The organism is Priestia sp. P5 (assembly GCF_029522155.1).
Lineage (GTDB): Bacteria > Bacillota > Bacilli > Bacillales > Bacillaceae_H > Priestia > Priestia megaterium_E.
Window position 1 is genome coordinate 102847 of the sequence record NZ_JAKWFJ010000005.1, and the last position, 24416, is coordinate 127262.

Sequence of the window (24416 nt, forward strand, 5' to 3'; positions counted from 1 at the left end):
AACCGTTTTATAATTTCCCAGTTAAGAATTGAGCTTCTCCCATGCCAAAGCTCCAGTCAGCATTACCATTTTCAACAATCGAAATCATAATGTCGTTTGGCTGAATGCCGCAGCTCTCTCCAAGCTCTTTTACAATTAATCTGTAAAGAGCTTGCTTTTGCTCTTCTGTTCGCTGTTTGCTTGTTACGCTTATAATAACCAAATCCTTGCTTCTCTCAAAGCCAAGACCTGTATCTTCAATAATCATTTCATGAGCAGGATGCTGATGTACAATTTGATAACGATCGCGTTCTGGCACGCCAAAGGCTTCTAGCATCGCTCGGTGAGCAGCGTCTAGTAATGTTTTTAACTCTTTTTCATCTCTTCCTTCTATTACATCAAATCTAAGTAATGGCATACTAAGTAACCTCCAGCTTTTTGTCTAATGTACTATTGCTTCATCATATCACAACTATCATTTGTTAAAAAAAGATATGCTATTCACAATGTGCTCTCTAGTGAAAGAGACCTCAAACGCTTCAATAAAAGCTGAACCTAATAAAAAGAAATGAGCAGCATAACGGCTCATTTCATTAGTACAAAAACATTTATAATAAGAGCTAAAATACATACAGATACAATGGCAATGAGTACGTTCATCACAAGGTTTTGCGAGGATGTTTTGGCTTGTTTTTTCATATCAGCCCGACTCATCTGTTGCTTTTCATGATCACTTTTAGACATCACGTAGCCTCTCCTATTCATCAAAATGTCAGCAGTGTGTAAATGATTTTTGAGAAACCTTGATCCAGTTCTTTTGTATAAACAGCAGCACATGCAGGTTATCACCAGTTATTTTAGCATGTTTTGTCAAATAAGTGGACTATGTAGCGCTTCAATTTAGTATTCACGGCCAAATATATTTAAATTCGTTGCTTTTCTCTTCTTTTCTCGCTATTGTTTGAGAAGAAGGATAATTAGATACGATAAAGGATGATACGATATTGAATAACCATACGCAGCTGCCTCAGTATATCTACACATACGCATGCAGCGAAGAGGAACTCTCACTATGCCAATTAGAGAGACGCTCTCTTTTTGAAATTGAAACTGAGAAACCTATCATAAAAAGTGCCGTTAAACTTGATCCAAGCAGAAGCCCTTTTATCAAAGAGCGATTAGATATTATGTATGAATCAGATGACCTTGCAGATATTTGTAAGCAAGTAGAAGATATTGACCTTGGAGACAAAACATTTAAACTCATTTTCATGAAAATTAATGACTTGGAAAAAGATCAAAAAATAAGTTATAAAGGTCAGCGTGCTATTGAACGTGATGTGGGTTGGCATTTTGTAGCAGAAGCAGACTTGCATAACCCTGACCATTTGTTTGGCATTGTTCCATTTGAAGGACGCTGGTATTTTGGGAAATATCAAAAAAGCGAAGCTGTATGGCTGCATCATTTGAAAAAACCGCGTGAATACTCTACAGCACTCAGTACCCGCCTTGCAAGAGCTGTAGCTAACATTGCCGTTCCAAACCCTGAAGGAATCAAAGCGATTGATCCATGCTGTGGTATTGGTACAGTCCTCGTAGAAGCTCTTTCAATGGGCATTGATATTGTAGGACGTGATATCAACCCACTTGTGACCGACGGATCTCGTGAAAATATTGCGCATTTCGGCTTAAAGGGTGATGTCAAAACCGGACCGATTTCGGATGTTACCACTCACTATGATGTAGCGATCATCGACATGCCTTACAATCTCTACACCCACGCGACGCCTGAAGATCAGCTTTCTATTTTAAAACACGCTCGCCGCTTTGCGGATAAAGTAGTCGTGATTACAGTAGATACGATTGACCATATGATTCATGAAGCTGGCTTTTCTATTTCAGATCGCTGCGTAGCGCGCAAAAGCGTATTTTCTAGACAAGTAGTTGTATGCGAATAAAAAAAGACACCAGTCTAACAGGCTGGTGTCTTTTGATTTACCACTCTTTAGGTTCATAGTCTAATTCTTTGAATAGCTGCGTACGCTCTTTTTTCGTTAAATCTCTCCACTGTCCAACCGGTAAGTTGTTTAAATGGATATTCATAATACGAGTACGCTGAAGGCGGTATACTTCATACCCGAGCACTTCACACATACGGCGAATTTGACGATTTAAGCCCTGTGTTAAAATAATTTGAAACTCGTACTTAGACAGCTGTGTCACTTTACAAGGAAGCGTTTGTGTACCTAAAATTTTCACTCCCTCAGACATGTTTTTAATAAACTCCGGTGTAATTGGCTTATCTACTGCAACAATATATTCTTTTTCATGCTTGTTTTCTGCACGTAAAATTTCGTTAATAATATCGCCGTCATTTGTAAGTAAAATTAAGCCGTCTGAATCCTTATCTAGTCGTCCGACATGATGAATACGCAAAGGGTGATTGACTAAGTCAATGATGTTTCCCTTTACTTTTTTTTCACTCGTACTTGTAATGCCGACTGGTTTATTAAGTGCAATATATACATTATTTCGAGCAATCCGAAGCTGTTGGCCGCTTACTCGAATATCATCGCCAGGCTTAACTTGATCTCCGATTTTTGCAACCTTTCCATTAACGGTTACTCTTCCTTCACTAATTAACTTATCTGCCCCGCGTCTTGATGCTTTGCCAGATTCGCTAATAAATTTATTCAGTCTCAGGTGAATCACAACCTTACATTTAAAAATTTTAAAATTTGTATCTTCTATTAGAAACCGATATGTGTCAATTTCTATACCGTCCCTATCGTAACATGCTATACGCTTCTCGTCTTCTTTTAATTTCATTACTTAATCATATTTTTTTAACAGTAATAGAAGTATAGGTCCAAAATACTTTGTAACCTTATTCTTAACATTTCAATCAATGCTTACACCTGTGAATCTTGCATCAATCTTCACTTATATACAAGACCTCAACGTCTAGATTGACTGATCAGTATAGAGTTGCTACCATTATACTGACCGATCAAATAGTAATTATATTAGGGAGCTGTTTTGATGGAACCAACCAATTCAAAAGAAAAGATTTTAAGCGCAGCTGCTAAACTTTTTCGCAAAAAAGGCTATCACGCCACCAGTCTAAGTCAAATTACAAAAGAAAGCAGCGCTCCGAGAGGATCTATTTATTATTATTTCCCGGATGGAAAACAACAATTAGCAAAAGAAGCTATTCAAAAAACGGGGGAAAGAGTCAAAGCTTATATCGAAAAATCCCTCGCTTCTCATGAAGATGCCGCGTCAGCTATTCAATATCATATAAAACTAATGGCCGATCGAATGTTTGAACAAGTGGAAAATGAAGCAGATATCTCCCTCGCTGCTATGTCAAGTGAAGTATGGTCATCAAACGAAACGCTTCGTATGGCCTGTGAAGCCGTGTATAACGAGTGGGAGCAAGTTTATGCAGATAAGGTAGTTTGTTCAGGTTATGAACAAGAGGAAGCAAGACAGCTAGGTTCAGCTATACAGTCTTGGATTGAAGGGGCTTATACTCTTTCATTAACTAAAAATAGTACAGTTCCTATGCAAATTGCTGCTGACCAAATTGGCAAGCTGTTTGCAAACAAAAATTAATGTAGTAAAAGGAGGTCGATTATGACACAAACAAAAGAAAAAATGAGTACACGAAGTAAGCTTATCCTTTTCATTTTGATTCTAGGAAATTTCTTATGCTTAATTAGTGAAACGGTAATGAACGTAGCCTTGCCAAGTATCATTTCAGATTTTTACGTTAAAACGAGCTCAGCTCAATGGTTAACTACAGGGTATATGCTTGTGATTGGCATATCCGTCCCGGTGTCTGCTTTTTTAATTCAACGATTTACGTTAAGACAGCTGTTTGTGACGGCTATGAGCTTTTACTTAATTGGGTCCTTCATCGGCTTTATTACTCCATGGTTTTCTCTGCTTTTTGTGGGACGTATGATTCAAGCATTAGGAACAGGCATTGTTTTACCACTTGTAATGAGCACAATGTTAACACTCGTACCTGTTAGCAAACGCGGCACCGTAATGGGGATTTTTAGCGTAGCTATTTTATTCGCACCCGCGATAGGACCGGTTCTTTCAGGATTAATTATTCAATATTATTCGTGGCGAATTATATTTCTAGGTCTTTTGATTGCGGCGGCGCTTATTTTCCTATTTGCTCTCTTTAAACTCGGGAACGTTTCTGAAACATCTAGACCAACAATTCATATCCCATCTGTGATTCTTTCTACAATTGGATTTGGAGGAGTTGTTTATGGATTTAGCGCAGCTGGTGAAGAGACAGGATGGAGTAATCCTATTGTATGGCTCACGCTCATCATTGGCGTCGTAGCGCTTGCTTTATTTGTCAGACAGCAAACAAAGCTTAATTCTCCCATGATTAATATGAAGCCTTTTAGATCGTCTGTGTTTTCAAGATCAATTTTCTTAATGTTTCTTATTATGATGATTCAGTTTTCAATGATGTTAATTTTGCCGCTTTATTTCCAAACGGCTGCCGGACTGTCTCCTTTGCAAACAGGTTTTCTTATGCTTCCAGGAGGAGTAACGCTGGCTCTAACAGCTATGGTCGGAGGACGTTTGTTTGATAAAATTGGATTTAAACCGCTGCTTTTAACAGGCTTAATCCTTTTAACATTTATTTTAAGTTTGTTCACTACCATTTCCAGTGAAACAACTACGATGACCGCAGCTATTTTATACGCTGCCTTTACAATTGGCGTAGGTTTAAGCATAGGACCCGTGATGACGCTTGCTTTAAATCAAGTACCTAAACCTCTTCACGCTCACGGTTCAGCCATTTCAAATACGATTAACCAAGTTTCAGGCGCAATTGGACCCGCTTTGTATACAAGTATTATGACCATGGCTTCTCAGCACTTTATTCAACAATCAAATGAAACGAATAAAACGCTGTTACAAATAAAAAGTATGACAAGCGGAGTTCATACCGTCTATTATGTAGCCATCGCTTTCGCCGTCGTTTCGTTCCTTCTCGCTCTTACGTTAAAGAAAAAAGATCAGCAGCTCGAAACGCAATAAATAAGAAACTGATAAAAGCTGCTCATAATTTGAGCAGCTCTTGTTACATGCAGAATTTATATCACAAATGTAAAAGCAATCATAGATACTATGAAAACAAGGATAATAACACCTCTCTTTTTTTTCTGTTTTCCATGCTTCAATAGCGCCCACGATACCACCAATAGCTAAAATAAAAGTACCTATAATGTGCAGAGGCAGCAGAGATAATACTCTACCTAAACTCGCCATCACTCCTCCAATCAATATAAATCCTGTTGTTGCAATAGATTTTAAAGATATTAAGTCTCGTATCGCTTCTTTTTTTTCAATTTTACTCAGTTTAAAGTACTCTATTATACTAAAAACAGCGGGTGTTCCCCATAAAATAAAGAAGCTAATTAATCTATCCGTGTCTACACTCACTGTTCATTCACCGCCTTTGTCAATCCCTTATGCACTTTTCCTAACCCGTTTTTTAGAAATAAAAAAAGCGGCTGTAGCTGCTAAAACGGGAATTACAAAAGCAAAGCTAGGTGAATGACTGCCAAACATTACTTTACTTGATAAACCTTCAATTGAACTCCACATATCCGCGCTTTCTGGAACATGCAAAAGCGTAAGAATCATGCCTGATAGCAGTTGAAAGCTACCTAGCAACACAATGAAGCTAATGATAAATAGTCCATATCTCTTCAATGAAATCTCCCCCTTGGTTTATATACGATTTCACACCTTTCAAGTTCCACTATTTAACAAAAAACTTTCTATTACTCTTGCTTCAAGGATCCTCCAAAAGAAAATTGATGGTAGTCATCAAGCTTATTCCAATATCCTATGCACTTTACGTCAGGCTCATCAATAGCTAACGCTTCTTTATTAATTCCTTTATAAGGAAGAAATACAGTTAACTGCACTTTTTGTTTTGGCTTAATATTTAATTTATTACCTTCTGCTAATACCTTAAATTTATTTTCAGAATAACCGTTTTTCATTTTTAAAGGATAGGATAAAAAGACATTGTTTTGTTTGATGGTCAAATCGCTCTTGTTTACTAATTCCATTTCATATGAAATCCCTTGCTTCATCTTTTGTTCTTTGATGACGTTAATATGGATCTTTTCTAGCTCTTTTAAAGGAACGTTGCCTTCTTCTTTTGAACATCCGGAAAACACGATGGCTAACGCTAATAAAATAAGAACTCCTAACTTTCTGCTCAAAAAATAATCCCCTCTCTAGTAACAAAAATTACCTTACAATTATAACTCAAATTAGTAATTTAATGGTAAAAATACACAATTAAAAAAGCAAACCTTTTCGGTCTGCTTTTTTAATTGCTACGCATAGGTAATGTGTTGTTGTGCGAAAAACTTTTCGATAAGGAGTTTGCCAACTATATGTATATCGTAACAAAAGAAAAAAGAACGCGCTGTGAGATTTGTCACTTCTTCTTTCAAAATAATCTAATCGAATACTCGCTATTTCCTTACGCAAAAAGAGCAGAACGCAAACGCGACCTGCTCTTTTCACATGCTAGATATGGGTAATTTGTCCATGCGTGAAAAGCTCTTCAATAATAAGGGGTTTATCACTACACTTATAGAATAACAAAGAAAAAAAGATGGGGCTGTGAGATTTATCACAGCCCCATCTTTTTTATCCAACTAGCTTATTAAATTGTACACGTTTATTAATTGCTGCCATAATTGGTGCTCCAACAAGCATAACAACAAACTCACCAACAGCTGTTGTTAGCCATGTAAAGAAAAATGGTAACTCAAATGCTAGGTGCAGTTCAAACGCAATAATAAACATCGTAAACGTAAACACAAGTGTATTAATAAGCATACGAGCCCACATATTTTTAATGTAGCGCATAGAAAAAATGGTAATGAGTAATGATAGTACAGATTGTCCTACCCCAAACACCAGATCATAAGCGACCATTGGTGAAAAAAACAAATTCGTCAGAAATACCCCTAGTACAATGCCGTACACGTACTTTTTATTAAATACAATCAAATGATTGAACATTTCCGATATACGAAATTGGATATTGGTGAAGCCAAACGGCTGAATTAACATGCTGACAGCAATATACATAGCAGCTAAAAGACCGTTGACGCAAAGTGTTCTTATATTCATCTTACTATTCTCTCCTTAGTTTTTTAACGTGGGATGGTTACGAACCACGTAAACACTCAAAGAATCATACAGCAAGCTTAAGCTTTCGTCAATCTAGCTGTTTGCAAACTACTGCCGCTTTCTATATCTTGAACATTGACTGCCCTTTTTTCTTACTTTTCTTTAGTATAAAATAGAAGACGTATCCGTATACATAGGTGACATAAAGTAGTTAACCCTTTTGATTTGAAATACGAAAGGATTTGTAGTGATGTTAGATAATACAGATAAGCGCATACTAGAAGAGCTATCAAAAAATGGACGTATGAAGATGAAAGAATTAGGAGAAAAAGTGCATTTAACCGGACAAGCCGCTTCTGCTAGAGTATTAAAGTTAGAAGATGAAGGCATTATCAAAGGCTATACAATTAACATTGATGAACGAAAACTTGGCTACACCGTCCATGCATTTTTAAATATCTATACGCAGAGCATTCATCACCACCCCTACCTTACATTTTTAGAAAGTCAGCAGAAGTACGTCATCAACAACTTTAAAATCAGCGGCGATGGCTGCTACTTACTAGAATGCAAATTTCATTCAAATGAAGAATTAAATGATTTTTTGACAGAGCTAAATCAGCATGTGAATTACAAACTTTCAATTGTCATTAACAAATAATTTTTTTAAAAAATAAAGGTATATTAATTTATGAAAATGGCAATTCTAATAACGTATTCCCCCTATTCCAATAAATTTGAAAATCCTTTGCATCGTCGCAAAGGATTCTTTTTTATGTAGGAAACCGCCTTCTATTTTTTGAAAAGTTGAACATCTCTCATAGCGTTGACATAGCGGTCAGAGGTTTATATAATCGGTGACATCGAAGCATGGAAAAGCCGGATCAAGACCCATACACGTATCGTAATTCTTCGTCTTAGAAGTTGATCAGTTTTATAACTAGACAATTTCTAAGACGTTTTTTATTTTATCATTTGTGAAACACTAGTAAAAACAAGATTTCACATGAAAATATCCTAATAATCAGGGAGGTTTGCATATTGAAAACAATCTATAAAGACATCATCTTAATTATTGTTGGAGCACTTTTAGTTGCTGCATCCATTGATTTTTTCGTCATTCCAAATAAATTAGGTGACGGAAGTACAGTTGGTATTGCTCTTGTTTTATATTATTTATTTCATATCCCTACAAGTATCAGCACATTTCTTGTAAACCTTATATTTATTGCCTTAGCCTATAAATTTCTAACCAAAAAAACGATTCTTTATACGATTCTAGGAGCCGTCATGACGTCCGTTTTCCTCGGTCTAGTCAGCTATATTCCTTTTCACGTTCACGACATGATTTTAGGAATTGTATTCGGGGCTTTACTAATGGGAACAGGACTTGCTCTCATTTTTATCGCGGATGGATCTACCGGTGGAACAACGCTTTTAGCTTATTTATTAAACTATACAAAAGGTTATAATATTTCTAAAAGCATGTTCTATATGGACAGCGTCATTATTTTAGCCTCGGTTTTTGCTATTGGCGTCAACAACACACTCTATACTTTTATATTCGTCTATCTTTGTGCTAAAATCGTCGATGTTGTTATCGAAGGTTTCCACAACAAAAAAGCTATGACGATTATGTCTGATCAGTACAAAGACATAGCACAAGTTATTACCAGTGAATTTGGAAATGCAGCCACCATCTTTTACGGATATGGCTACTACGCCAACAAAGATAAACGCATTATTTACGTTGTTATTAAAAAGAACGAGCTATTAAAAATTAAAAAGAAAATCCAGCAAATTGACCCGAATTCTTTTATTGTCATCCACGAAGTAAAAGAAGTTGTCGGCGGGAAATTTGGATTTATCGGCAATTCGCCTCATGAAACAAAAGCCGCTGCTAAATAAAAAAATCCACCTCTTGGTGGATTTTTTTATGAAAAAACCGTTAAGAAAAACGAAAAGATACCTGCTAAAAAGTAAACAGACCCTAACGCAACTGCTCCTGTAACGACCGTAAATACACTTAATCCGATAGCCACCTTCATTTTCATCCACATCCCTTTTTAGATTAGTAGTATAAGTATGTCCAAGGATAGGAGATTTATAACTATGCCATCCTATTTATTTCATATATCGATGCAACAATTGTCTATTCAATGTGTTCTAAAACCACCCCTGACGACATAATGTATAGGAAGGATTTCATATACACATCTTTGTATCACACATATCATATGAAATTAGGTGAGATAAAATGGTGGCTGTCCACTTTTTTGAAAACAGAAAGCTTCTATTAAGCCAGCTGAGGGAAAACATCCCTTCTACGGGTGATGATTTAAAGATTAAAGGACGAAAAGGAACCGTCGTGCTTGTGAATGACATCGATAAAAAAAATGTTCACGTGGAAGTTGCTTTAGAAAAAGTAGTGAAAAAGAACTTAGCGTTAGATAACGCTAAAAAGAAAAGGAGATAAGCGGTTTACGCTTATCTCCTTTTCCTTTTAATTTATATACGAATCGTCTGTATCTTTTTGCTTCAGTTGCCAAAAAAAAGAGACTCCTAAAAAGGAATCTGCAGCAAAGAGCGATATCATCGCCTGAATATTAATACAAGCTATATTTTAACATATAAAAACATATTTTACAAAAATAAACTATTATTTTACGCATAATTATTTTTTATTCGATGTTTTTCAACATTTGAAACTCATTTTGTATAAAGATCTTTATTTATTTTTCAGGCCAAATTTTTGCATCTGGCTCTAATAACCACTTATGCTCTTCTTCCATAATACGGTCTGTCCACGGATTATTGTCGAGATGGCGAATCATCCAGCAGAAGTACATCGCATAGCCGGGAGCCGTTGCTTGAGGATGATCCAATTCGCCAGGAATTGTAATAAAACTATTATCAACTACACGGTACGCATCTTCTCCAACCATTGCGCAGCCAAATCCTTGGGGCTTGTCAAAACGATAGTAATACACTTCGGGCTGGTCATGATGATGAGGCGGATAACTCGACCATCTTCCTGGATAAGAAATAACTTCTCCAATAACAAGGTTAGAGTAAGGAGCGTTATTGTAATCAAAAATTGTTCGAATTACACGCTGAGCAGTACCTTCCCATACTCCTTCACCAGCCACTGTGTTTTGACAATCTTCAGGCGTATATAATTTTGATGAAAACTCTTTTTCATTATCCGTTTTTTGAATTAGCACTTCACTATCGGCAAGCCCGGTAATTTTAACCTCCACATTTTTTGAAACGTGCAAACACCAAGGCTCTTCTTCAAATAGGGACTGGCGCTGAATTTCTTTCGAATGGCCTTCCCACTCTAGCTTTACCTTTCCTTCTAGTAAAAGAATAGCCGTTTCACTGCTACTGTCTAGTAAAGTTTCCTCTTTTCCTTGGGACATTTTATAAATCCCAATATCCATCAGCATATCTTTGTGCTGACCGGTCATTTCTGTAAGTACGTTGTATCCTTTATTTAACTCACCTAATTTACCTAACATGCTTAAATTCCTCCTTTATGTAGTAGCACAATAAGAATTACTAATTACTCATTTTTTCTTCATAGACTCTCCAAATTCTTTTGAATATGTGACTATGAGGATTTTTTATTAACGGCAATATTCTTGATTGTGTTCAATTATTTGTAGATGCTGTGGCTTCCCTTCGTAACGGAGCCGTTGATTTCCGAACAATCAATTTTGGCTCAAGAAGCAAATGTTCTTTATGCATCGCTGGATATTTCATTTCTCTAACCAGCAAATCCACTACGTTTACAGCCATTTCTTTTGTCGGCTGTGCTACTGTCGTCAACATGGGCGTGATGGTAGTAGAAAGAACCGTATTATCAAAGCCAATCACTGATAAGTCTTGCGGCACATCAATTTTGAGTTCCTTTGCGGCTTGCATAACGCCGATAGCCAGTAAATCGTTACAAGCAAAAATAGCCGTCACTTTCTCCTTCATTAAAAAAATTTGCTTAGCACTTTCATATCCTTTTTGAATACTTGCTTCGGTCGTAATAACGTGCTGAGGCGGCACGATGATTCCATTTTCTTGCATAGCGTCTCGAAAAGCATCTAAACGGGCGTGATTGCTTTTTGCATTTTCTGTAATAATCGCAATTTTTTCATGATGCAAAGACAGCAAATAATCAGTCGCTAAATAGCTCCCTTTGTAGTCATCCACTGTCACTGTATTAACGGATATGTGAGGAATTTCTGAAGCAATAACGCTAATCGGTATATCTTGCTTAAGCATATTTTTTAAAAGATTAGCATTGCGAAAAGCAGAAGCTACAATTAAACCGTCGATTCTCTGACGTATTAACAGCGATAGATACTTTTTCTCTTTTTCCGCATCGTTATCGGTATTGCACATTACAACATGGAAACCTCGCTCATGACTTCGGTCTTCTATGCTTCTTGCCAAATCAGCAAAAAAAGGGTTGGAGATGTCAGGTACGAGAAGCCCAATCGTTTTAGTGGGTTTTCCTGTTAAAGCAGATGCTACGACGCTTGGATGGTAATTCAACTGCGCCATAACCTCAATTACTTTTTGTCTTGTTCTTTCACTAATATGACCGGTTTGATTGATGACTTTTGATACCGTAGAAATTGATACACCTGCTTCTTCAGCCACACTATAAATGGTTGGCTTCATTTCCTCTCCTCCTTTCCTTTCATAAACACATAAAAGGCGTAAAATCTTTTACAATGGAAATTAAAGACCGCTTTTTTCTTTAATAAAGTTTCTTGCTTTTAACGCATATTCAAAAGGATTAGCAAGGGCTGGATCCTGTTCTGCTTCTACGACAAACCATCCGTTATAATCCGAAGTGGCAAGCGTAGTAAATACTTCATCAAATTCAATAGCTCCGTCACCTGGAACAGTAAAGGCTCCTTCTTTTACCGCTTGCAAGAAGCTCAGGTCTTGTTGTTTGACTCGATCAACTACTTCTTGGCGAATATCTTTTAAATGAACATGCTTAATACGGTGAAGATATTTTTTTAAGATATAAAGAGGTTCTTCGCCTGAAAAGACAAGATGACCGGTATCAAATAGGAGCGAAACAAGCTCCGGATTGGTAAGCTCCATTAGCTGCTCAATTTCTTCTGTTGTTTGTACACCTGTGCCCATATGGTGATGATAGACAATATGCATATCTTTTTCTCGTGCCAGTTTCCCAAGATGGTGCAGGCCTTCTATAAGTCTGCTCCACTCTGTTGGCGTGAACACAGGCTTTTCTTTAAATAAAGGAACATCCATCAGCCCTTGAATGCTGTGCCCTTGTTCAGACACAACAATTACTTTTGCTCCCATTTCGTATAAAAAATCGCGATGTTCAATAAATGGCGTCACCGTTTCTTCCAGCGGCTTTGTTGTTAAAAATGTACTAAACCATGCGCTTGCAATTTCCAAATTCCGAAGCGATAATGCCTTCCTTAAGATCGAAACATTTCGCGGATATTTGTTTCCTACCTCACTTCCTTTAAAACCGGTTAAAGCCATCTCACTGATACACTGTTCGAATGTATTTTCAGCTCCTAGCTCAGGCATATCATCATTTGTCCAAGCAATTGGAGCAATCCCCAGTTTGACCGTATTTTCCTTGAACATCTCTTCCTCTCCCTTATATGAAATTGAAACCTCTTTTATATTTATCGAATGTTTCTCTTCACCAACTTCATTTTCTCCTGCCCCTTAATAAACTCTTGCCATTTCAAGGTTTTTCACCTTATCTTCATAAGCTTCCTGTACATGCTGATTTTTAGATACCTCTGCTACTCCTACATGCCACCATGATTCATAACCGTTCGTCATAGTTTTTGGCAGCACTTTAATATCAATTAGCGTAGAAACCTCTTGTTTTTGTGCATCTTCTATCGCCGTTTTTAATTCTTCAAGAGAGCTTACCCGATACGTTTTTACACCGTAGCCTGCGGCGCTGGCTGCAAAATCAATTTTCATCACGTTTCCGTTTAGTTTTCCTGTTTCATCGTTTCGATAGCGAAACTCTGTGCCAAAGCTACCCATACCGTTTGACATTTGAAGGTTATTAATGCACCCGAAGCCTGAGTTATCAAACAGTAAAATGTTTATCTTTTTTCTTTCTTGAAGGCTTGTAATAAGCTCTGAATGAAGCATTTGATAGCTTCCATCTCCAACCATCGCATACACTTCTTTAGCTGGTTCTGCTAGCTTAACTCCAAGTGCGCCTGATACTTCATATCCCATACATGAATATCCATATTCCATATGATAGGTATTAGGTTTAGTAGACTTCCACATTCTCTGTAAGTCGCCTGGAAGACTTCCTGCTGCACCAACAATGACGGAGTTGTCATCAAGGAGCTTATTCACCTCTCCAATTACTTCTGTTTGCGTTAATTGAGTACCAAGTGATTCTGCATATTCAGCTAAGCTTTCATCTAAATGACCTTGTATTTCCGGAACAAAATCTGCACCAGTAAAACGTATGCTATGCAGACGCTCTAACTCTGTATCCCATGCGTCTTTTGCACTTGCAATTTCTGTCGTGTAACCAGACTGATAGCCAATTGACATGAGCTCTTTCCTAAGAGCAAACAAACCTTCTTTTGCATCAGCTACAAGTTTCACGGCATCAAGTTTATTTGCATGAAATTCAGACGTGTTAATGGTAAGAAATTGCACGTCGGGATGTTGAAAAAGCTGTTTAGATGCTGTTGTAAAATCAGTAAATCGAGTGCCTACTCCAATTACTAAATCTGCTTCTTTAGCGATTGTATTAGCAGCTGAGTTCCCTGTTACACCTATTCCGCCTAGATTATAGCGATAGTCACTTTCAACGGCACTTTTCCCTGCTTGAGTTTCTCCAAATGGAATATGGAACTCACTAGCAAATTGTTTTAACTCTTTTGCAGCTTCTGAATACCGAACGCCTCCTCCGCAAATGATGATTGGCTTTTTCTTTGTTTTCATTAATTGAATTGCATCTGCTAGACTGTTCCTAGTCGGAAGGCGGCGCTCAATGCGGTGAACGCGCTTTTGGAAGAAATAAGCTGGAAAATCCCATGCTTCTCCCTGCACATCTTGAGGCAAACAAATAGTTACAGCTCCCGTATCTGCAGGATTCGTTAACACACGTATCGCATTAATCATAGCTGTCATCAATTGTTCAGGGCGGCTTACGCGATCCCAGTACTTACTCACTGGCCGGAAAGCATCGTTTGTAGAAATAGATAAATCATATGACTGTTCAATTTGCTGCAAGACGGGATCCGGCTGTCTAGTTGCAAATACATCACCAGGAAGCAGCAAAACCGGAATATTATTAGCTGAAGCAGTGGCTGCCGTTGTAACCATATTTGCTGAACCTGGCCCCACTGAAGATGTGCAAGCCATAATCTGCTTTCGATGTTTTTGTTTTGCAAAAGCCATCGCTGCATTGGCCATTCCTTGTTCATTACGTCCTTGATATACATCTAGATTTCCTGGGTCTTCTTCCAAAGCTTGCCCAAGACCTACCACATTTCCGTGCCCGAAAATTGTAAAAATCCCTTTAATAAACTGATGCTGCTTTCCATCAAATTCAACATACTGCTGATTTAAAAACTTCACTAATGCTTGTGCCGTCGTCATTCTAACTGTTTCCATGCTTCTTTCTCCCTTCTAATACTAGATTGCGATTTTAAAAAAGGAAGCATAAGGAATATCTTTAATTCCTGATACCTCCTTTTAAAATGAAATGCGATTTTTAATGAATCACTTACCAGCGCGTTGTTACCATTTTCTTTCTTGTATAAAACTCCACGCCGTCCGTACCATTTGCATGAAGATCACCATAAAAAGAATCTTTCCAGCCAGAGAATGGGAAGAATGCCATAGGTGCCGGTACCCCTACATTTACTCCTAACATACCGGATTCAATATTTTCACGGAACTCACGTACGCTTGCGCCGCTATCTGTATAAATGCAAGCACCGTTCGCAAATCGAGAGTTATTGGCTACTTCAATGGCTTCTCCTAATGTTTTCACGCGTATAATAGACAGCACAGGTGCAAAAATTTCATCTTGCCAAATTTTCATTTCTTGCGTAACATGATCAAAAATCGTTGGTCCTACAAAGTAGCCCTTGCCATTTACTGCTGCATCTGTGCGACCGTCACGAATAAGCTCTGCTCCTTCTTGCACGCCTGATTCAATATAGCTGAGCGTACGCTCTTTATGATTTTCACGAATGACTGGTCCTAAGAAGACGTTTTCTTCTAAGCCGTCGCCAATTACAATATCATTTGCTTCCTCTACTAATCTTTCAATTAGCTGATCCGCAATTTCTTCTTGTACAGTAACAACAGATGCTGCCATACAACGTTCACCTGCTGAACCAAAAGCGGCTCCGATAATTTGTTTTGTTGCTACGTTCAAATCTGCATCATTTAATACAATTGAATGGTTTTTAGCACCGGCTAAAGCTTGAACACGCTTTAAGTTTTCCGTGCCTTTTTTGTACACGTACTCAGCTACAGGCTGGGAACCTACAAACGAAATAGCTTTCACTAATTTATGTTCAAGAAGACCGTTTACCACATCATGCGCGCCGTTTACAATATTTAATACACCTTTTGGCAAACCAGCTTCTTCAAACAGCTCAGCTAATCTTGCAGCTAACAGCGGCGTACGCTCAGAAGGCTTTAACACAAATGTATTGCCGCAAGCGATCGCAAGCGGGAACATCCAGCAAGGAACCATCATTGGAAAATTGAACGGTGTAATTCCTCCAATGACGCCAATTGGATAGCGGTACATGCCAGACTCAATATCTGTTGCAATATCAGGAAGCTGTTTACCCATCATTAACGTAGGAGCACCTGCTGCAAATTCTACGCATTCAATTCCACGCTGCACTTCACCTCGCGCTTCGTTAAAGCTTTTTCCGTTTTCAACTGTCACTAACTTTGCTAATTCATCCCAGTTATCTACTAATAGCTGCTGATACTTGAACAAAATTCGTGCACGTTTAGGCACGGCTGTTTTTGCCCACCCTTTGAACGCTTCATTTGCTGCTTGCACCGCTTGGTCTACGTCTTCTTTTGTAGAAAGAGGTACCTGTGCGATTAGTTCACCTGTCGCTGGGTTATACACAGGTTCCGTTTTTAATGTAGCTGATTCAATCCATTGTCCACCAATATAGTTTTTTACTGTTTTTACTGCTGTCTGTGTCATAGAATATCTCTCCCTTTATCTAATTTTAATAAGCTGCTATTCCTTTAATCTCTCAAGCAATCTCTCAAGATTTTCCCTTTGTTTATTAAGCTTCCTGCAAAACTTCCGTTGCTGTCTCCATAAAGTTGAAGAGCTCAATGCTTGTCGGCATAGCATCTGAACAGCTGTGTTTTGAAATGACAATCGATGCGGAGGCACCCCCCAATCGCATTGCCTGTGGAATTTCCAGCCCTTGCATCAATCCGTAAATAAAGGCTGAAGCATAGGAATCACCAGCGCCAAACGTTTTCAGAACTTTTGTTTTAAATATTCCTCCGCGGTGAGACTTACCATCTCTTGTATAGGCAATAGACCCTTCTCCACCGTGCTTAATCACGACGATTTGAGCATGGTGAGAAAACCAGCGCTCTGCTGTTACTTGATCATTAGATTCTTTATAATTTAAAAGGTTTTCCATCATGTCAAACTCTTCTCGCGTACCAATAATTACATCTGATTTTTCAGCGGCTAAATTAAAATAGACTGCCGTTTCAGCTTCGGATTCCCATGTATATGGACGATAATCGATATCAAAAAACACTACAACTTCATGCTTGCGTGCGTGTTCTAGCGCTAAAAACACTGCTTCACGAGAAGGACTTTGCGCAAGAGCCGTTCCAGATATTAAAAGAGCCTTTGACTTCTTAATATATTCTTCTGATACTTCTGTAGGATCTAGTTTTAAATCCGCTACGTTATCACGATACATTAAGATACTGCAATCTGTAGGACTTTTGATTTCCGTAAAAGCTAGCCCTGTTACGGCCCCAGTTTTATCAATAACAATGCTATCTGTATTAATCTTATTTTTTTGCAGATAATCCGTAATGAAGCGTCCCATTTGATCATCTGATACTTTTCCGATAAAGCCGGTTTTTAAGCCTAGCCTTGCTGCTCCAATCGCAATATTAGCCGGAGAGCCTCCTACATATTTAGTAAATGTTTTAGTCTCTTCCATTGGACGCTGTGTTTCATTTGCATTTAAATCAATACATAAGCGGCCGATAGCGATAAAATCTAAATCACGATTTTCTTTAAAAACAAGCGGATTCATCTTTACTCCTCCTTAGTTAAGCGCTTTCCTAAAAGGGTAGAAAGATCAATTTCTTTCATCCCCACGTTTACCGTCATTAATTCACTGCGTATTTTTTATGTTCAATCTTTACTGGCTGCCCGGATAGTAAAGATTCTTTTGCTGCTTTAGCAATTCGTTCTGCTTGTAATCCGTCGTTCCCTGTACAAATAACGCTTTGTTTTTCCATAATTGCTCTTGCAAACTGTGTCACTTCCGCTATGTACGCTTGTGTATAGCGCTCAAGAAAGAAATACAGCGGCTTCTCTTTGACTACACTTTCGCCTGTTGATATTTCTACTGTAGTAGGACGGCAATTGTCAGCAGCAGCTGCACCTTTTTCACCAAAAACTTCAAGGCGCTGATCGTAACCGTAGACAGCTTGACGACTGTTATCAATTACACCTAAAGCTCCATTTGCAAATTTTAATGACACAATTGCCGTATCTATATCTCCCGCTTCTTCAATAGCAGGATCGATGAGCGTCGTGCCGTAAGCCGATACTTCTACTACTTCGCTGCCCATTACATAACGAGCCATATCAAAATCATGAATCATCATATCCATAAACAATCCTCCTGAAGCGCGAACATATTCGGGACTCGGAGGCTGAGGGTCTCTGGAAGTGATTTTTAAAATGTGCGGCTGTCCTACTTCTCCTTGCTGTACAAGATCATGCACTTTTTTAAAGTTGGGATCAAAGCGTCGGTTAAAGCCAACTTGAAGCTGCACGCCATGTTCTTTTACTACTTCTAACGCTTTGATTGTTTCTTCTACTGAAAAACTAACGGGCTTTTCACAGAAAATATGCTTTTTCGCTCGAGCTGCTTCTTTAATAATCGATGCGTGCGTATTCGTTGGCGAACAAATGAAAACGGCATCAATTTCTGGATCAGCTAATAAATCTTGATAATTTGTTGTTAACGTCGAAATTTCTTTACTTGCAGCCCATTCATGTAAATGGTCTACTACCACATCTGAAACCGCTTTAATTTTTATTTGCGGCATTAATTTTAAATTATCAACGTGTAATTTCCCTATGCGTCCAGCACCAATTATTCCAATTGTAAGAATCCCCATCTTATTTTCCCCTTTAATTAAAAGTTAAGAAAACATTCGCTCAAACCTCTACATAGGTTAAGCGCTTTCCTGATTCCAATTATACATAACGTTTTCTGAAATGCAAACATTTTTTATAGATTATTTAGAATATTTGTTTTTTAACAATCTAAACGCATACTATAAAAAACTATTTTTATTTTTTATCTATTCATCGATGAAATATAAAGAAATTCTCTATATTTAAGTATTTTTATCATGAATTCAGTGATTATTGCCTTGCATACTAATATTTTTATGATTAAAATCATTTGATTGAAAATTATATATATTTAAAATTTTAATTGACGTTCAAAAAATGTAAGCGTATACTTTTTATCAAATAGATTAAGCGCTTAACCAAATTAGTTTGATGTTTTACACAAAATAATCGATCTGGTGGTGTGGAAAATGAATGAATTTATTTCCAGAAAAACGGCTTTAGACAGGATTGGGATCCCTTCTCATTTAACGTGGGGATACATAGGTATTATCGTTTTTATGATTGGCGATGGTTTAGAACAAGGATGGTTATCTCCTTATCTTGTAGAACGAGGTTTAACCATTGAACATGCTGCTTTACTGTTTACTGTTTACGGCATTACGGTCTCTGTTTCTTCCTGGTTCTCCGGCGTACTGGTTCAGCTGTGGGGTCCTAGAAAAGCCATGGCATTCGGCTTGATATCCTTTATTATTGGTTCAATTGGATTTATAGGTTTAGGACTTCATATTATGAATTACACAATTATACTAATTTGTTATGCTCTTAGAGGATTTGGTTACCCTTTATTTGCTTACTCATTCTTGGTCTGGGTGTCTTACCGAACGCCCCAGGAAATGCTTTCAAAAGCAGTAGGCTGGTTTTGGTTTGTCTTCCAGCTTGGATTAAGCGTAATCGGAGCCTTTTACTCAAGTTATATGGTTCCAAAAATTGGAGAAATCGCTACCTTGTGGAGTGGTTTACTTTTTGTTTTGATCGGTGGAATCTTTTCGATTATTATGAATAAAGACAAGTTTACCGTACAAAAAGTAAACGATAATAAAACAAAAGAATTAATGAAAGGGATTACAATTGCATTTGAGAACCCTAAAGTAGGGATCGGCGGCATCGTAAAGATTATTAACTCTGCTGCTCAATTTGGATTTGTTGTTTTCTTACCAACATATATGATGAAACATGATTTTACGATGAGTGAATGGTTGCAAATCTGGGGTACATTGTTTTTTGTGAATATGGCTTTTAATATTATTTTTGGTATTGTTGGAGATAAGTTTGGCTGGGTAAATACAATCAAATGGTTTGGCGGAGTTGGATGCGGAATTGTAACACTTGCTCTTTACTATGTACCGCAATTCGTCGGACATAATTATTGGGTAATGATGATTGTCGCATGCTGTTACGGTGCAACACTAGCAGGTTATGTCCCTCTTACAGCGTTAGTGCCTTCTTTAGCTCCGGAGAATAAAGGAGCTGCAATGTCTGTGTTGAACTTAGGATCTGGACTTTCTGCTTTTGTAGGTCCTTTAATTGTGACCGTTTTTATTGGTCTTTTGGGCACGGGCGGCGTAATTTGGATATTTGCTTGCTTATACTTCTTTGGTGCTTTTCTAACTGGTTTCCTTACGATTCCAACAGAGACAACTATTAAAGGCGAAACAATAAACGAAGTCAAAAGTCCGGTCTCTCTATAAATATGCTTAAGCAGAAAAAGCTGCAGGTGCCTCAACACCTGCAGCTTTTTTACCTTCTCTATTTTATAACTTTTTTACCGACGCACGTTCTACTAGTTCGGGAATAATCGTTACTCGCTGTTTCGCATGCTCTTCTTTTTTCATAGACTTTAACAGCTGTTCAAACGTACTAGTAGCCATCTGAGAAATGGGTTGTTCAATCGTTGTCAAACCGGGCTCAGCAATATCGGCATAAATCGTATTATCGAATCCAATTACCGACAGATCTCCCGGAATTGAAAGCCCCTGCTTTCTTGCCTCGTTTATGAGCGATACACCAATTAGATCTGTACATGCAAAGACTGCTGTTGGCCTATTAGGTAAGGAAAGCAGCTGTTTACTTGCTCTCCTGCTATCCTCTACTGTTGAATAACAGCTGATAATGGACTGGTTTTCTAGTGATAAATTTGCTTCTGTGAGCGCTTGTTTAAATCCTGCTAATCGCCCCTCACTGCTTTTTCTATCTTTTTCAGTCATAATCGTTACCGATTGATGACCTTTTTCTATTAAATACGTACCTGCGATATATCCTCCGCGAACGTTATCAATTGTCACTACATGCGTTGAGATAGAAGGATGGTCAACTGAAAACAATACAAGCGGTACATCATGCTTCACAATCTTCTTTACGAGCTTCGTATCATTTAGTTCGGTTGCGATAATGATTCCATCTACTTGTTTTTTAAATAAAAGATCTATATATTCATGCTCGCGCGCAGTTTGATGATCTGTACTGCATAAAAAAAGCGTGTATCCCGCTGCTCTAGCACTATTTTCAAAAGCTCTTGCTACCTCTGCAAAAAAAGGATTCGAGATATCAGGAACTAGAACACCGATCGTATACGTCTTTTTTCCTGTTAACGCCGCTGCAACACTGCTAGGCTGATAATCTAATTCCATCATTACTTTATTCACTTTTTTTATCGTTTTTTCACTAATACGGCCTGTTTGATTGATTACTTTGGATACAGTGGCTATCGATACCCCTGCTTTTTTCGCAACATCGTAAATGGTTGGTTTCACTTTCACTGTTCCTTTCTTCGTGATCTCTTCCTTTATTTTATCACGAAAGTATTCAATCGTTTATTTTAGATACAGTCTTTCGTTGTAAAAGAGAAATAAAAAAGCTGTTCAACGTTCAACAGCTTTTTTTAAAATGATTAATTTTTCAACGATTGTTTACTCATCCATTCCATTATGCTTGTTGTGCTGCCGTTTATTTTAGCGTTGGGTTCATTATTATACAGATATATCCAAGATGAATGTCCATTATACTGATAGGGCGAACCATCATTATTTTTATACAAACCTGTGGTGTCATGCACATCTTCAAATAGTGATAAATAAACATTATTTGTATGTCTTTTCACCAAACGTTCATAAGTTGGAAGAGTGTTAATGTTTGGCGGAAGAACCGTATCATTCTTAGCGGCTACGAACCAAATAGGCGTTTCTTTCATCTTTTCAATATCTTGATCCGTAATTAATCTATCATTTAGTCCTTCACATACCGGAAATGCTGCTGCAAAGTAGTTGGGATAATCACGAATCATGAGCATAGTCATATATCCGCCGTTAGATGCTCCTCCGATATAGATTCTATTTGGATCAATATCAGGGTTTTTAGAAACATATTCTTGAATTAAAGCCATCAGTGATTCTTTATAAATAGAAGTTCCATCCGCTTCAGCTGTATAACCATCCATCCATTTTGTTGGCGCTTGCGGTACTAAAACGTAGGCACCTTCAAAATAAGCCTGAGTTTCTTTTGTGACAAAACTAACAGCTTTATTGGCAGATAAGGGAATTGTTGCATCTGTTCCTCCTTCTCCTCCACCATGTAGCCAAATAATTAATGGATTCTTTTTCTTATCCTTTGCCGGCGCATGACTTGCGTATGCCAATTCCATATTATGATATATACCTTTTTGAATGGTAAAATCATCTACGAGCTCTCTTTTCTCTCCCGCAAACTGTTTCACTACAAGCCCTGACAACTTTCCTTTCTTTGTTACGATATCTTTTTGCTGAGTAATGGTATATTGACTGTCTATCCATGCATTTAACCCTGTACCATATTCATCATAATTTAGTGGTGCTCCTAATGAAACAGCTGGTCCAACTTCCATTTCTAAAACTGCATATTTTCCATTATGTACGGCTGGTTGTCCATCTTTATCAGATACATAGGCTTTTTTTACTGTACGATCTCCTTGTTCCAATAAAGACGGTTTTAATCGACTATCACTTCGAGCCACATGCACCTTAAACGTTTCTTTTGTAAGTGAATTAGTTGGAACAGGTTCACCTAAGTCAATAATAATTTTTGTGATCGCCGCTCCCCAATCATAAATCTCTGTCACTGTACGATAGGATGTAGCTTTTTCGTGCGTCTGCTTCGCCAGCGCTGCTTTCTCATAAGAGAGTACAATGCCAATTGCTAAACTCAATGTAATAGCCAATAGTACAGACTTTTTTAACCTTTGATACATAGAAAATCTCCTCCTTTTAAATAGAATAGGAATATTAAAATTCTCTTTCTATTCCGAATAATATGTAACCGCTTACTTACTTGTGTTCTATTTTACGTGACCTCTCTCTCTTTCTACACATAATTATTTTCCGTTGCCTAGCGGAAAATTTTGTAACTATATTCCAATAAGCATATTCTATAAATCCTTGAAAAAATTTTTTTATTTTATGTATAAAAGCTATCTATTAATCAAATCATAATCTTAACCTTATAAAAGGAGTTGATTATGATGGCAAACAGCAGAAATAAGAGCAGCAACGAATTAGCAGTACACGGTGCTCAACAAGCAATCGATCAAATGAAATATGAGATCGCTAGCGAATTTGGCGTAACTCTTGGTCCTGACGCAACTGCACGCGCAAACGGCTCAGTAGGCGGCGAAATCACGAAACGTCTTGTGCAAATGGCTGAACAGCAACTTGGCGGCGGACGTTTCTAAATCACTATCATAAGCAATACGGCTGGAGGAAGAGCGAATAACCGTCCTTCCTTTTCCCATTTTTATATAATCTCTTATCGCTTTCCTTCTCATCTATATGTATCTAAAACAAAACCACTATCCCCATAACGTTAACATCCGGGTATATAAAATTCTCTTTCTCTCACAATAGATTGTGTATAATACAACATAAAAAGAAGTTCCTTTTATAGGAACTTCTTTTATCTCACTTTATAAATGTGCAAGCTCTTCAGATATCTTTTCGGTCTTTGCTTTGAGCTGTTCTTGCTGACCTTCTAAATCAGCGATTACAGCTAACACATCTGTATTGTTAGGTTCTTCTTCATACTGTTTTAACGTAGCGACAAGAGACTGTGAAACTTTGATGAGCTCTTGATTAACTTCTTGCTGCTGTTTTAAATAGTCAAGTTCATATTCCGTTTTTTCTAGATTTCTCATCGGTCCCCTTCCTTTCGTTAACTAGCTTTTATTTAAGAACGCAGTCTTTTGTTATCGCATTTGATTACTTCAACATTACCTTATTTTATTTTCGTGATTGCCGTATAACATTTTTTCATTCATTGGATCAGCTGATTTTTCAGCAGGTGTCACTGTTTGCCCTAGAGCTGAATTGTGTTTATCATGCTCAACTGCATCTACCATCAGCAAAACTTTTCCTTTTTTAAGATCAGATACATATGAGGAAGCTTCTGCAGCAGGTACACCATATTCGGTTAATTGATTTTCGATTCGATTAACATCTTGATCCATTTTTTCTTCAGACGGATTAAAAGCATTTTTTATTTTCTCCATAAAGGATTGATGGTGTTTTGAGTGTTGATCTGTATCAACTGTTTGCACATCAATTCCTGCAGAATGCTCAATCGCTTCTGTATTTTCATGACTCAGGCCACTGTTTGTCAAAACAGAAAGTGCACTATCCGGATATCCCTGTGTTTTTAAATTTCGAATCGCTGTAATAACGGCTGCCTCTGAATCATACGTACCTACTACATTTTTTGTCATTTTCTATTCCTCCTAGGTATTATCATTTTTTAGCTTGTTATAGTATTAATACCCTTGGATTTTTTAGTAAAA

At 37.6% G+C, this 24416-nt stretch carries 26 protein-coding genes and 1 riboswitch; of the genes, 8 read left to right on the plus strand and 18 right to left on the minus strand.

Going from position 1 to position 24416, the window contains the following annotated elements; translation table 11 throughout:
• Positions 1 to 7: 7 nt before the first annotated feature.
• Both MMB69_RS24700 and MMB69_RS24705 read right to left on the minus strand, forming a co-directional pair.
• Positions 8 to 397 (minus strand): tautomerase family protein, encoded by a 390-nt coding sequence (locus tag MMB69_RS24700; RefSeq protein WP_013055239.1) that lies wholly within the window; start codon positions 395 to 397, stop codon positions 8 to 10.
• A gap of 167 nt (positions 398 to 564) precedes the next feature.
• Positions 565 to 723 (minus strand): hypothetical protein, encoded by a 159-nt coding sequence (locus tag MMB69_RS24705; protein ID WP_013055238.1) that lies wholly within the window; start codon positions 721 to 723, stop codon positions 565 to 567.
• A 260-nt stretch (positions 724 to 983) separates the two neighbouring features.
• Here MMB69_RS24705 and MMB69_RS24710 point away from each other — a divergent pair, with 260 nt between their 5' ends.
• Positions 984 to 1937 (plus strand): TRM11 family SAM-dependent methyltransferase, encoded by a 954-nt coding sequence (locus MMB69_RS24710; RefSeq protein ID WP_221785184.1) that lies wholly within the window; start codon positions 984 to 986, stop codon positions 1935 to 1937.
• 37 nt (positions 1938 to 1974) lie between these two features.
• On the opposite strand, the gene rluF is transcribed toward MMB69_RS24710, so the two are convergent.
• Positions 1975 to 2691: a 23S rRNA pseudouridine(2604) synthase RluF gene (rluF, locus tag MMB69_RS24715; RefSeq protein WP_221785185.1), complete on the minus strand. Its 717-nt coding sequence runs from the start codon at positions 2689 to 2691 to the stop codon at positions 1975 to 1977.
• A 330-nt stretch (positions 2692 to 3021) separates the two neighbouring features.
• Here rluF and MMB69_RS24720 point away from each other — a divergent pair, with 330 nt between their 5' ends.
• Both MMB69_RS24720 and MMB69_RS24725 read left to right on the plus strand, forming a co-directional pair.
• On the plus strand, positions 3022 to 3597 hold the full coding sequence (locus MMB69_RS24720; RefSeq protein ID WP_221785186.1) for a TetR/AcrR family transcriptional regulator: 576 nt from the start codon (positions 3022 to 3024) through the stop codon (positions 3595 to 3597).
• Positions 3598 to 3618: 21 nt separating this feature from the next.
• On the plus strand, positions 3619 to 5055 hold the full coding sequence (locus MMB69_RS24725) for a DHA2 family efflux MFS transporter permease subunit (RefSeq protein ID WP_221785187.1): 1437 nt from the start codon (positions 3619 to 3621) through the stop codon (positions 5053 to 5055).
• Here MMB69_RS24725 and MMB69_RS24730 read toward each other — a convergent pair.
• The 4 genes from MMB69_RS24730 to MMB69_RS24745 all read right to left on the minus strand — a co-directional run bounded on the left by MMB69_RS24730 (position 5020) and on the right by MMB69_RS24745 (position 7179).
• A complete protein-coding gene (locus tag MMB69_RS24730; protein WP_264408852.1) occupies positions 5020 to 5460 on the minus strand; it encodes a hypothetical protein in 441 nt (146 codons plus the stop codon). The genes MMB69_RS24725 and MMB69_RS24730 overlap by 36 nt on opposite strands.
• Positions 5461 to 5487: 27 nt before the next feature.
• Complete coding sequence (locus tag MMB69_RS24735; RefSeq protein WP_221785188.1) at positions 5488 to 5733, minus strand: hypothetical protein; 246 nt, start codon at positions 5731 to 5733, stop codon at positions 5488 to 5490.
• 71 nt (positions 5734 to 5804) lie between these two features.
• Positions 5805 to 6254, minus strand: a complete 450-nt coding sequence (locus MMB69_RS24740) for a hypothetical protein (protein ID WP_264408851.1) — start codon at positions 6252 to 6254, stop codon at positions 5805 to 5807.
• A gap of 436 nt (positions 6255 to 6690) precedes the next feature.
• Positions 6691 to 7179 carry a QueT transporter family protein gene (locus tag MMB69_RS24745; RefSeq protein WP_221785190.1) on the minus strand — a complete coding sequence of 163 codons (489 nt, stop codon included), beginning with the start codon at positions 7177 to 7179 and terminating at the stop codon, positions 6691 to 6693.
• A gap of 9 nt (positions 7180 to 7188) precedes the next feature.
• A riboswitch (PreQ1 riboswitch) is annotated at positions 7189 to 7233 on the minus strand.
• A 196-nt stretch (positions 7234 to 7429) separates the two neighbouring features.
• On the opposite strand from MMB69_RS24745, the gene MMB69_RS24750 reads away from it, so the two are divergent.
• The 3 genes from MMB69_RS24750 (at position 7430) to MMB69_RS24760 (ending at position 9655) form a co-directional block, all read left to right on the plus strand.
• Positions 7430 to 7840, plus strand: a complete 411-nt coding sequence (locus MMB69_RS24750; protein WP_221785191.1) for an Lrp/AsnC family transcriptional regulator — start codon at positions 7430 to 7432, stop codon at positions 7838 to 7840.
• 380 nt (positions 7841 to 8220) lie between these two features.
• Positions 8221 to 9087: a YitT family protein gene (locus MMB69_RS24755; RefSeq protein ID WP_013055229.1), complete on the plus strand. Its 867-nt coding sequence runs from the start codon at positions 8221 to 8223 to the stop codon at positions 9085 to 9087.
• A gap of 349 nt (positions 9088 to 9436) precedes the next feature.
• The gene (locus MMB69_RS24760; RefSeq protein ID WP_277448567.1) at positions 9437 to 9655 is read left to right on the plus strand and encodes a hypothetical protein; all 219 of its coding nucleotides are present in this window, start codon (positions 9437 to 9439) and stop codon (positions 9653 to 9655) included.
• Positions 9656 to 9911: 256 nt separating this feature from the next.
• Here MMB69_RS24760 and MMB69_RS24765 read toward each other — a convergent pair whose 3' ends face one another.
• The 7 genes from MMB69_RS24765 to iolG form a co-directional block, all read right to left on the minus strand.
• Positions 9912 to 10700, minus strand: coding sequence for a 5-deoxy-glucuronate isomerase (locus MMB69_RS24765; RefSeq protein WP_264408850.1), 789 nt, complete (start codon positions 10698 to 10700; stop codon positions 9912 to 9914).
• Between the two features lie 133 nt (positions 10701 to 10833).
• Complete coding sequence (locus MMB69_RS24770) at positions 10834 to 11859, minus strand: LacI family DNA-binding transcriptional regulator (protein WP_221785193.1); 1026 nt, start codon at positions 11857 to 11859, stop codon at positions 10834 to 10836.
• A 60-nt stretch (positions 11860 to 11919) separates the two neighbouring features.
• A complete protein-coding gene (gene iolE / locus MMB69_RS24775) occupies positions 11920 to 12816 on the minus strand; it encodes a myo-inosose-2 dehydratase (RefSeq protein ID WP_221785194.1) in 897 nt (298 codons plus the stop codon).
• Positions 12817 to 12900: 84 nt separating this feature from the next.
• The gene (gene iolD / locus MMB69_RS24780) at positions 12901 to 14835 is read right to left on the minus strand and encodes a 3D-(3,5/4)-trihydroxycyclohexane-1,2-dione acylhydrolase (decyclizing) (protein ID WP_221785195.1); all 1935 of its coding nucleotides are present in this window, start codon (positions 14833 to 14835) and stop codon (positions 12901 to 12903) included.
• Positions 14836 to 14947: 112 nt separating this feature from the next.
• Entirely contained in the window at positions 14948 to 16405 is a 1458-nt protein-coding gene (locus MMB69_RS24785) for a CoA-acylating methylmalonate-semialdehyde dehydrogenase (RefSeq protein WP_277448569.1), read from the minus strand.
• Positions 16406 to 16490: 85 nt separating this feature from the next.
• Positions 16491 to 17498, minus strand: a complete 1008-nt coding sequence (iolC, locus tag MMB69_RS24790) for a 5-dehydro-2-deoxygluconokinase (RefSeq protein ID WP_264408849.1) — start codon at positions 17496 to 17498, stop codon at positions 16491 to 16493.
• 76 nt (positions 17499 to 17574) lie between these two features.
• Positions 17575 to 18597 carry an inositol 2-dehydrogenase gene (iolG, locus tag MMB69_RS24795; protein ID WP_277448570.1) on the minus strand — a complete coding sequence of 341 codons (1023 nt, stop codon included), beginning with the start codon at positions 18595 to 18597 and terminating at the stop codon, positions 17575 to 17577.
• 429 nt (positions 18598 to 19026) lie between these two features.
• Between iolG and MMB69_RS24800 the strand changes: the two genes are divergently transcribed.
• Positions 19027 to 20307, plus strand: coding sequence for an MFS transporter (locus tag MMB69_RS24800; protein ID WP_013055219.1), 1281 nt, complete (start codon positions 19027 to 19029; stop codon positions 20305 to 20307).
• Between the two features lie 63 nt (positions 20308 to 20370).
• On the opposite strand, the gene MMB69_RS24805 is transcribed toward MMB69_RS24800, so the two are convergent.
• Positions 20371 to 21369, minus strand: coding sequence for a LacI family DNA-binding transcriptional regulator (locus MMB69_RS24805; RefSeq protein ID WP_277448571.1), 999 nt, complete (start codon positions 21367 to 21369; stop codon positions 20371 to 20373).
• A gap of 137 nt (positions 21370 to 21506) precedes the next feature.
• Positions 21507 to 22838 carry a prolyl oligopeptidase family serine peptidase gene (locus MMB69_RS24810; RefSeq protein ID WP_221785200.1) on the minus strand — a complete coding sequence of 444 codons (1332 nt, stop codon included), beginning with the start codon at positions 22836 to 22838 and terminating at the stop codon, positions 21507 to 21509.
• 270 nt (positions 22839 to 23108) lie between these two features.
• On the opposite strand from MMB69_RS24810, the gene MMB69_RS24815 reads away from it, so the two are divergent.
• Positions 23109 to 23318 carry an alpha/beta-type small acid-soluble spore protein gene (locus MMB69_RS24815; protein ID WP_025753598.1) on the plus strand — a complete coding sequence of 70 codons (210 nt, stop codon included), beginning with the start codon at positions 23109 to 23111 and terminating at the stop codon, positions 23316 to 23318.
• Positions 23319 to 23549: 231 nt separating this feature from the next.
• Here MMB69_RS24815 and MMB69_RS24820 read toward each other — a convergent pair whose 3' ends face one another.
• Positions 23550 to 23777 carry a hypothetical protein gene (locus tag MMB69_RS24820; protein WP_221785201.1) on the minus strand — a complete coding sequence of 76 codons (228 nt, stop codon included), beginning with the start codon at positions 23775 to 23777 and terminating at the stop codon, positions 23550 to 23552.
• A 75-nt stretch (positions 23778 to 23852) separates the two neighbouring features.
• The gene (locus MMB69_RS24825) at positions 23853 to 24344 is read right to left on the minus strand and encodes a YflT domain-containing protein (protein WP_221785202.1); all 492 of its coding nucleotides are present in this window, start codon (positions 24342 to 24344) and stop codon (positions 23853 to 23855) included.
• Positions 24345 to 24416: the final 72 nt, after the last annotated feature.

What these genes read in the sequence shown, in the direction of transcription:
- iolC (WP_264408849.1), bottom strand. Translation starts at nt 17,498, where the DNA reads ATGAATCCGCTTGTTTTTAAAGAAAATCGTGATTTAGATTTTATCGCT.
- MMB69_RS24770 (WP_221785193.1), bottom strand. Translation starts at nt 11,859, where the DNA reads ATGAAGCCAACCATTTATAGTGTGGCTGAAGAAGCAGGTGTATCAATT.
- MMB69_RS24760 (WP_277448567.1), top strand. Translation starts at nt 9,437, where the DNA reads ATGGTGGCTGTCCACTTTTTTGAAAACAGAAAGCTTCTATTAAGCCAG.
- iolE (WP_221785194.1), bottom strand. Translation starts at nt 12,816, where the DNA reads ATGTTCAAGGAAAATACGGTCAAACTGGGGATTGCTCCAATTGCTTGG.
- MMB69_RS24820 (WP_221785201.1), bottom strand. Translation starts at nt 23,777, where the DNA reads ATGAGAAATCTAGAAAAAACGGAATATGAACTTGACTATTTAAAACAG.
- iolG (WP_277448570.1), bottom strand. Translation starts at nt 18,597, where the DNA reads ATGGGGATTCTTACAATTGGAATAATTGGTGCTGGACGCATAGGGAAA.
- MMB69_RS24705 (WP_013055238.1), bottom strand. Translation starts at nt 723, where the DNA reads ATGTCTAAAAGTGATCATGAAAAGCAACAGATGAGTCGGGCTGATATG.
- MMB69_RS24810 (WP_221785200.1), bottom strand. Translation starts at nt 22,838, where the DNA reads ATGTATCAAAGGTTAAAAAAGTCTGTACTATTGGCTATTACATTGAGT.
- MMB69_RS24700 (WP_013055239.1), bottom strand. Translation starts at nt 397, where the DNA reads ATGCCATTACTTAGATTTGATGTAATAGAAGGAAGAGATGAAAAAGAG.
- MMB69_RS24825 (WP_221785202.1), bottom strand. Translation starts at nt 24,344, where the DNA reads ATGACAAAAAATGTAGTAGGTACGTATGATTCAGAGGCAGCCGTTATT.
- MMB69_RS24720 (WP_221785186.1), top strand. Translation starts at nt 3,022, where the DNA reads ATGGAACCAACCAATTCAAAAGAAAAGATTTTAAGCGCAGCTGCTAAA.
- MMB69_RS24815 (WP_025753598.1), top strand. Translation starts at nt 23,109, where the DNA reads ATGGCAAACAGCAGAAATAAGAGCAGCAACGAATTAGCAGTACACGGT.
- MMB69_RS24750 (WP_221785191.1), top strand. Translation starts at nt 7,430, where the DNA reads ATGTTAGATAATACAGATAAGCGCATACTAGAAGAGCTATCAAAAAAT.
- MMB69_RS24745 (WP_221785190.1), bottom strand. Translation starts at nt 7,179, where the DNA reads ATGAATATAAGAACACTTTGCGTCAACGGTCTTTTAGCTGCTATGTAT.
- MMB69_RS24765 (WP_264408850.1), bottom strand. Translation starts at nt 10,700, where the DNA reads ATGTTAGGTAAATTAGGTGAGTTAAATAAAGGATACAACGTACTTACA.
- MMB69_RS24725 (WP_221785187.1), top strand. Translation starts at nt 3,619, where the DNA reads ATGACACAAACAAAAGAAAAAATGAGTACACGAAGTAAGCTTATCCTT.
- iolD (WP_221785195.1), bottom strand. Translation starts at nt 14,835, where the DNA reads ATGGAAACAGTTAGAATGACGACGGCACAAGCATTAGTGAAGTTTTTA.
- MMB69_RS24800 (WP_013055219.1), top strand. Translation starts at nt 19,027, where the DNA reads ATGAATGAATTTATTTCCAGAAAAACGGCTTTAGACAGGATTGGGATC.
- MMB69_RS24785 (WP_277448569.1), bottom strand. Translation starts at nt 16,405, where the DNA reads ATGACACAGACAGCAGTAAAAACAGTAAAAAACTATATTGGTGGACAA.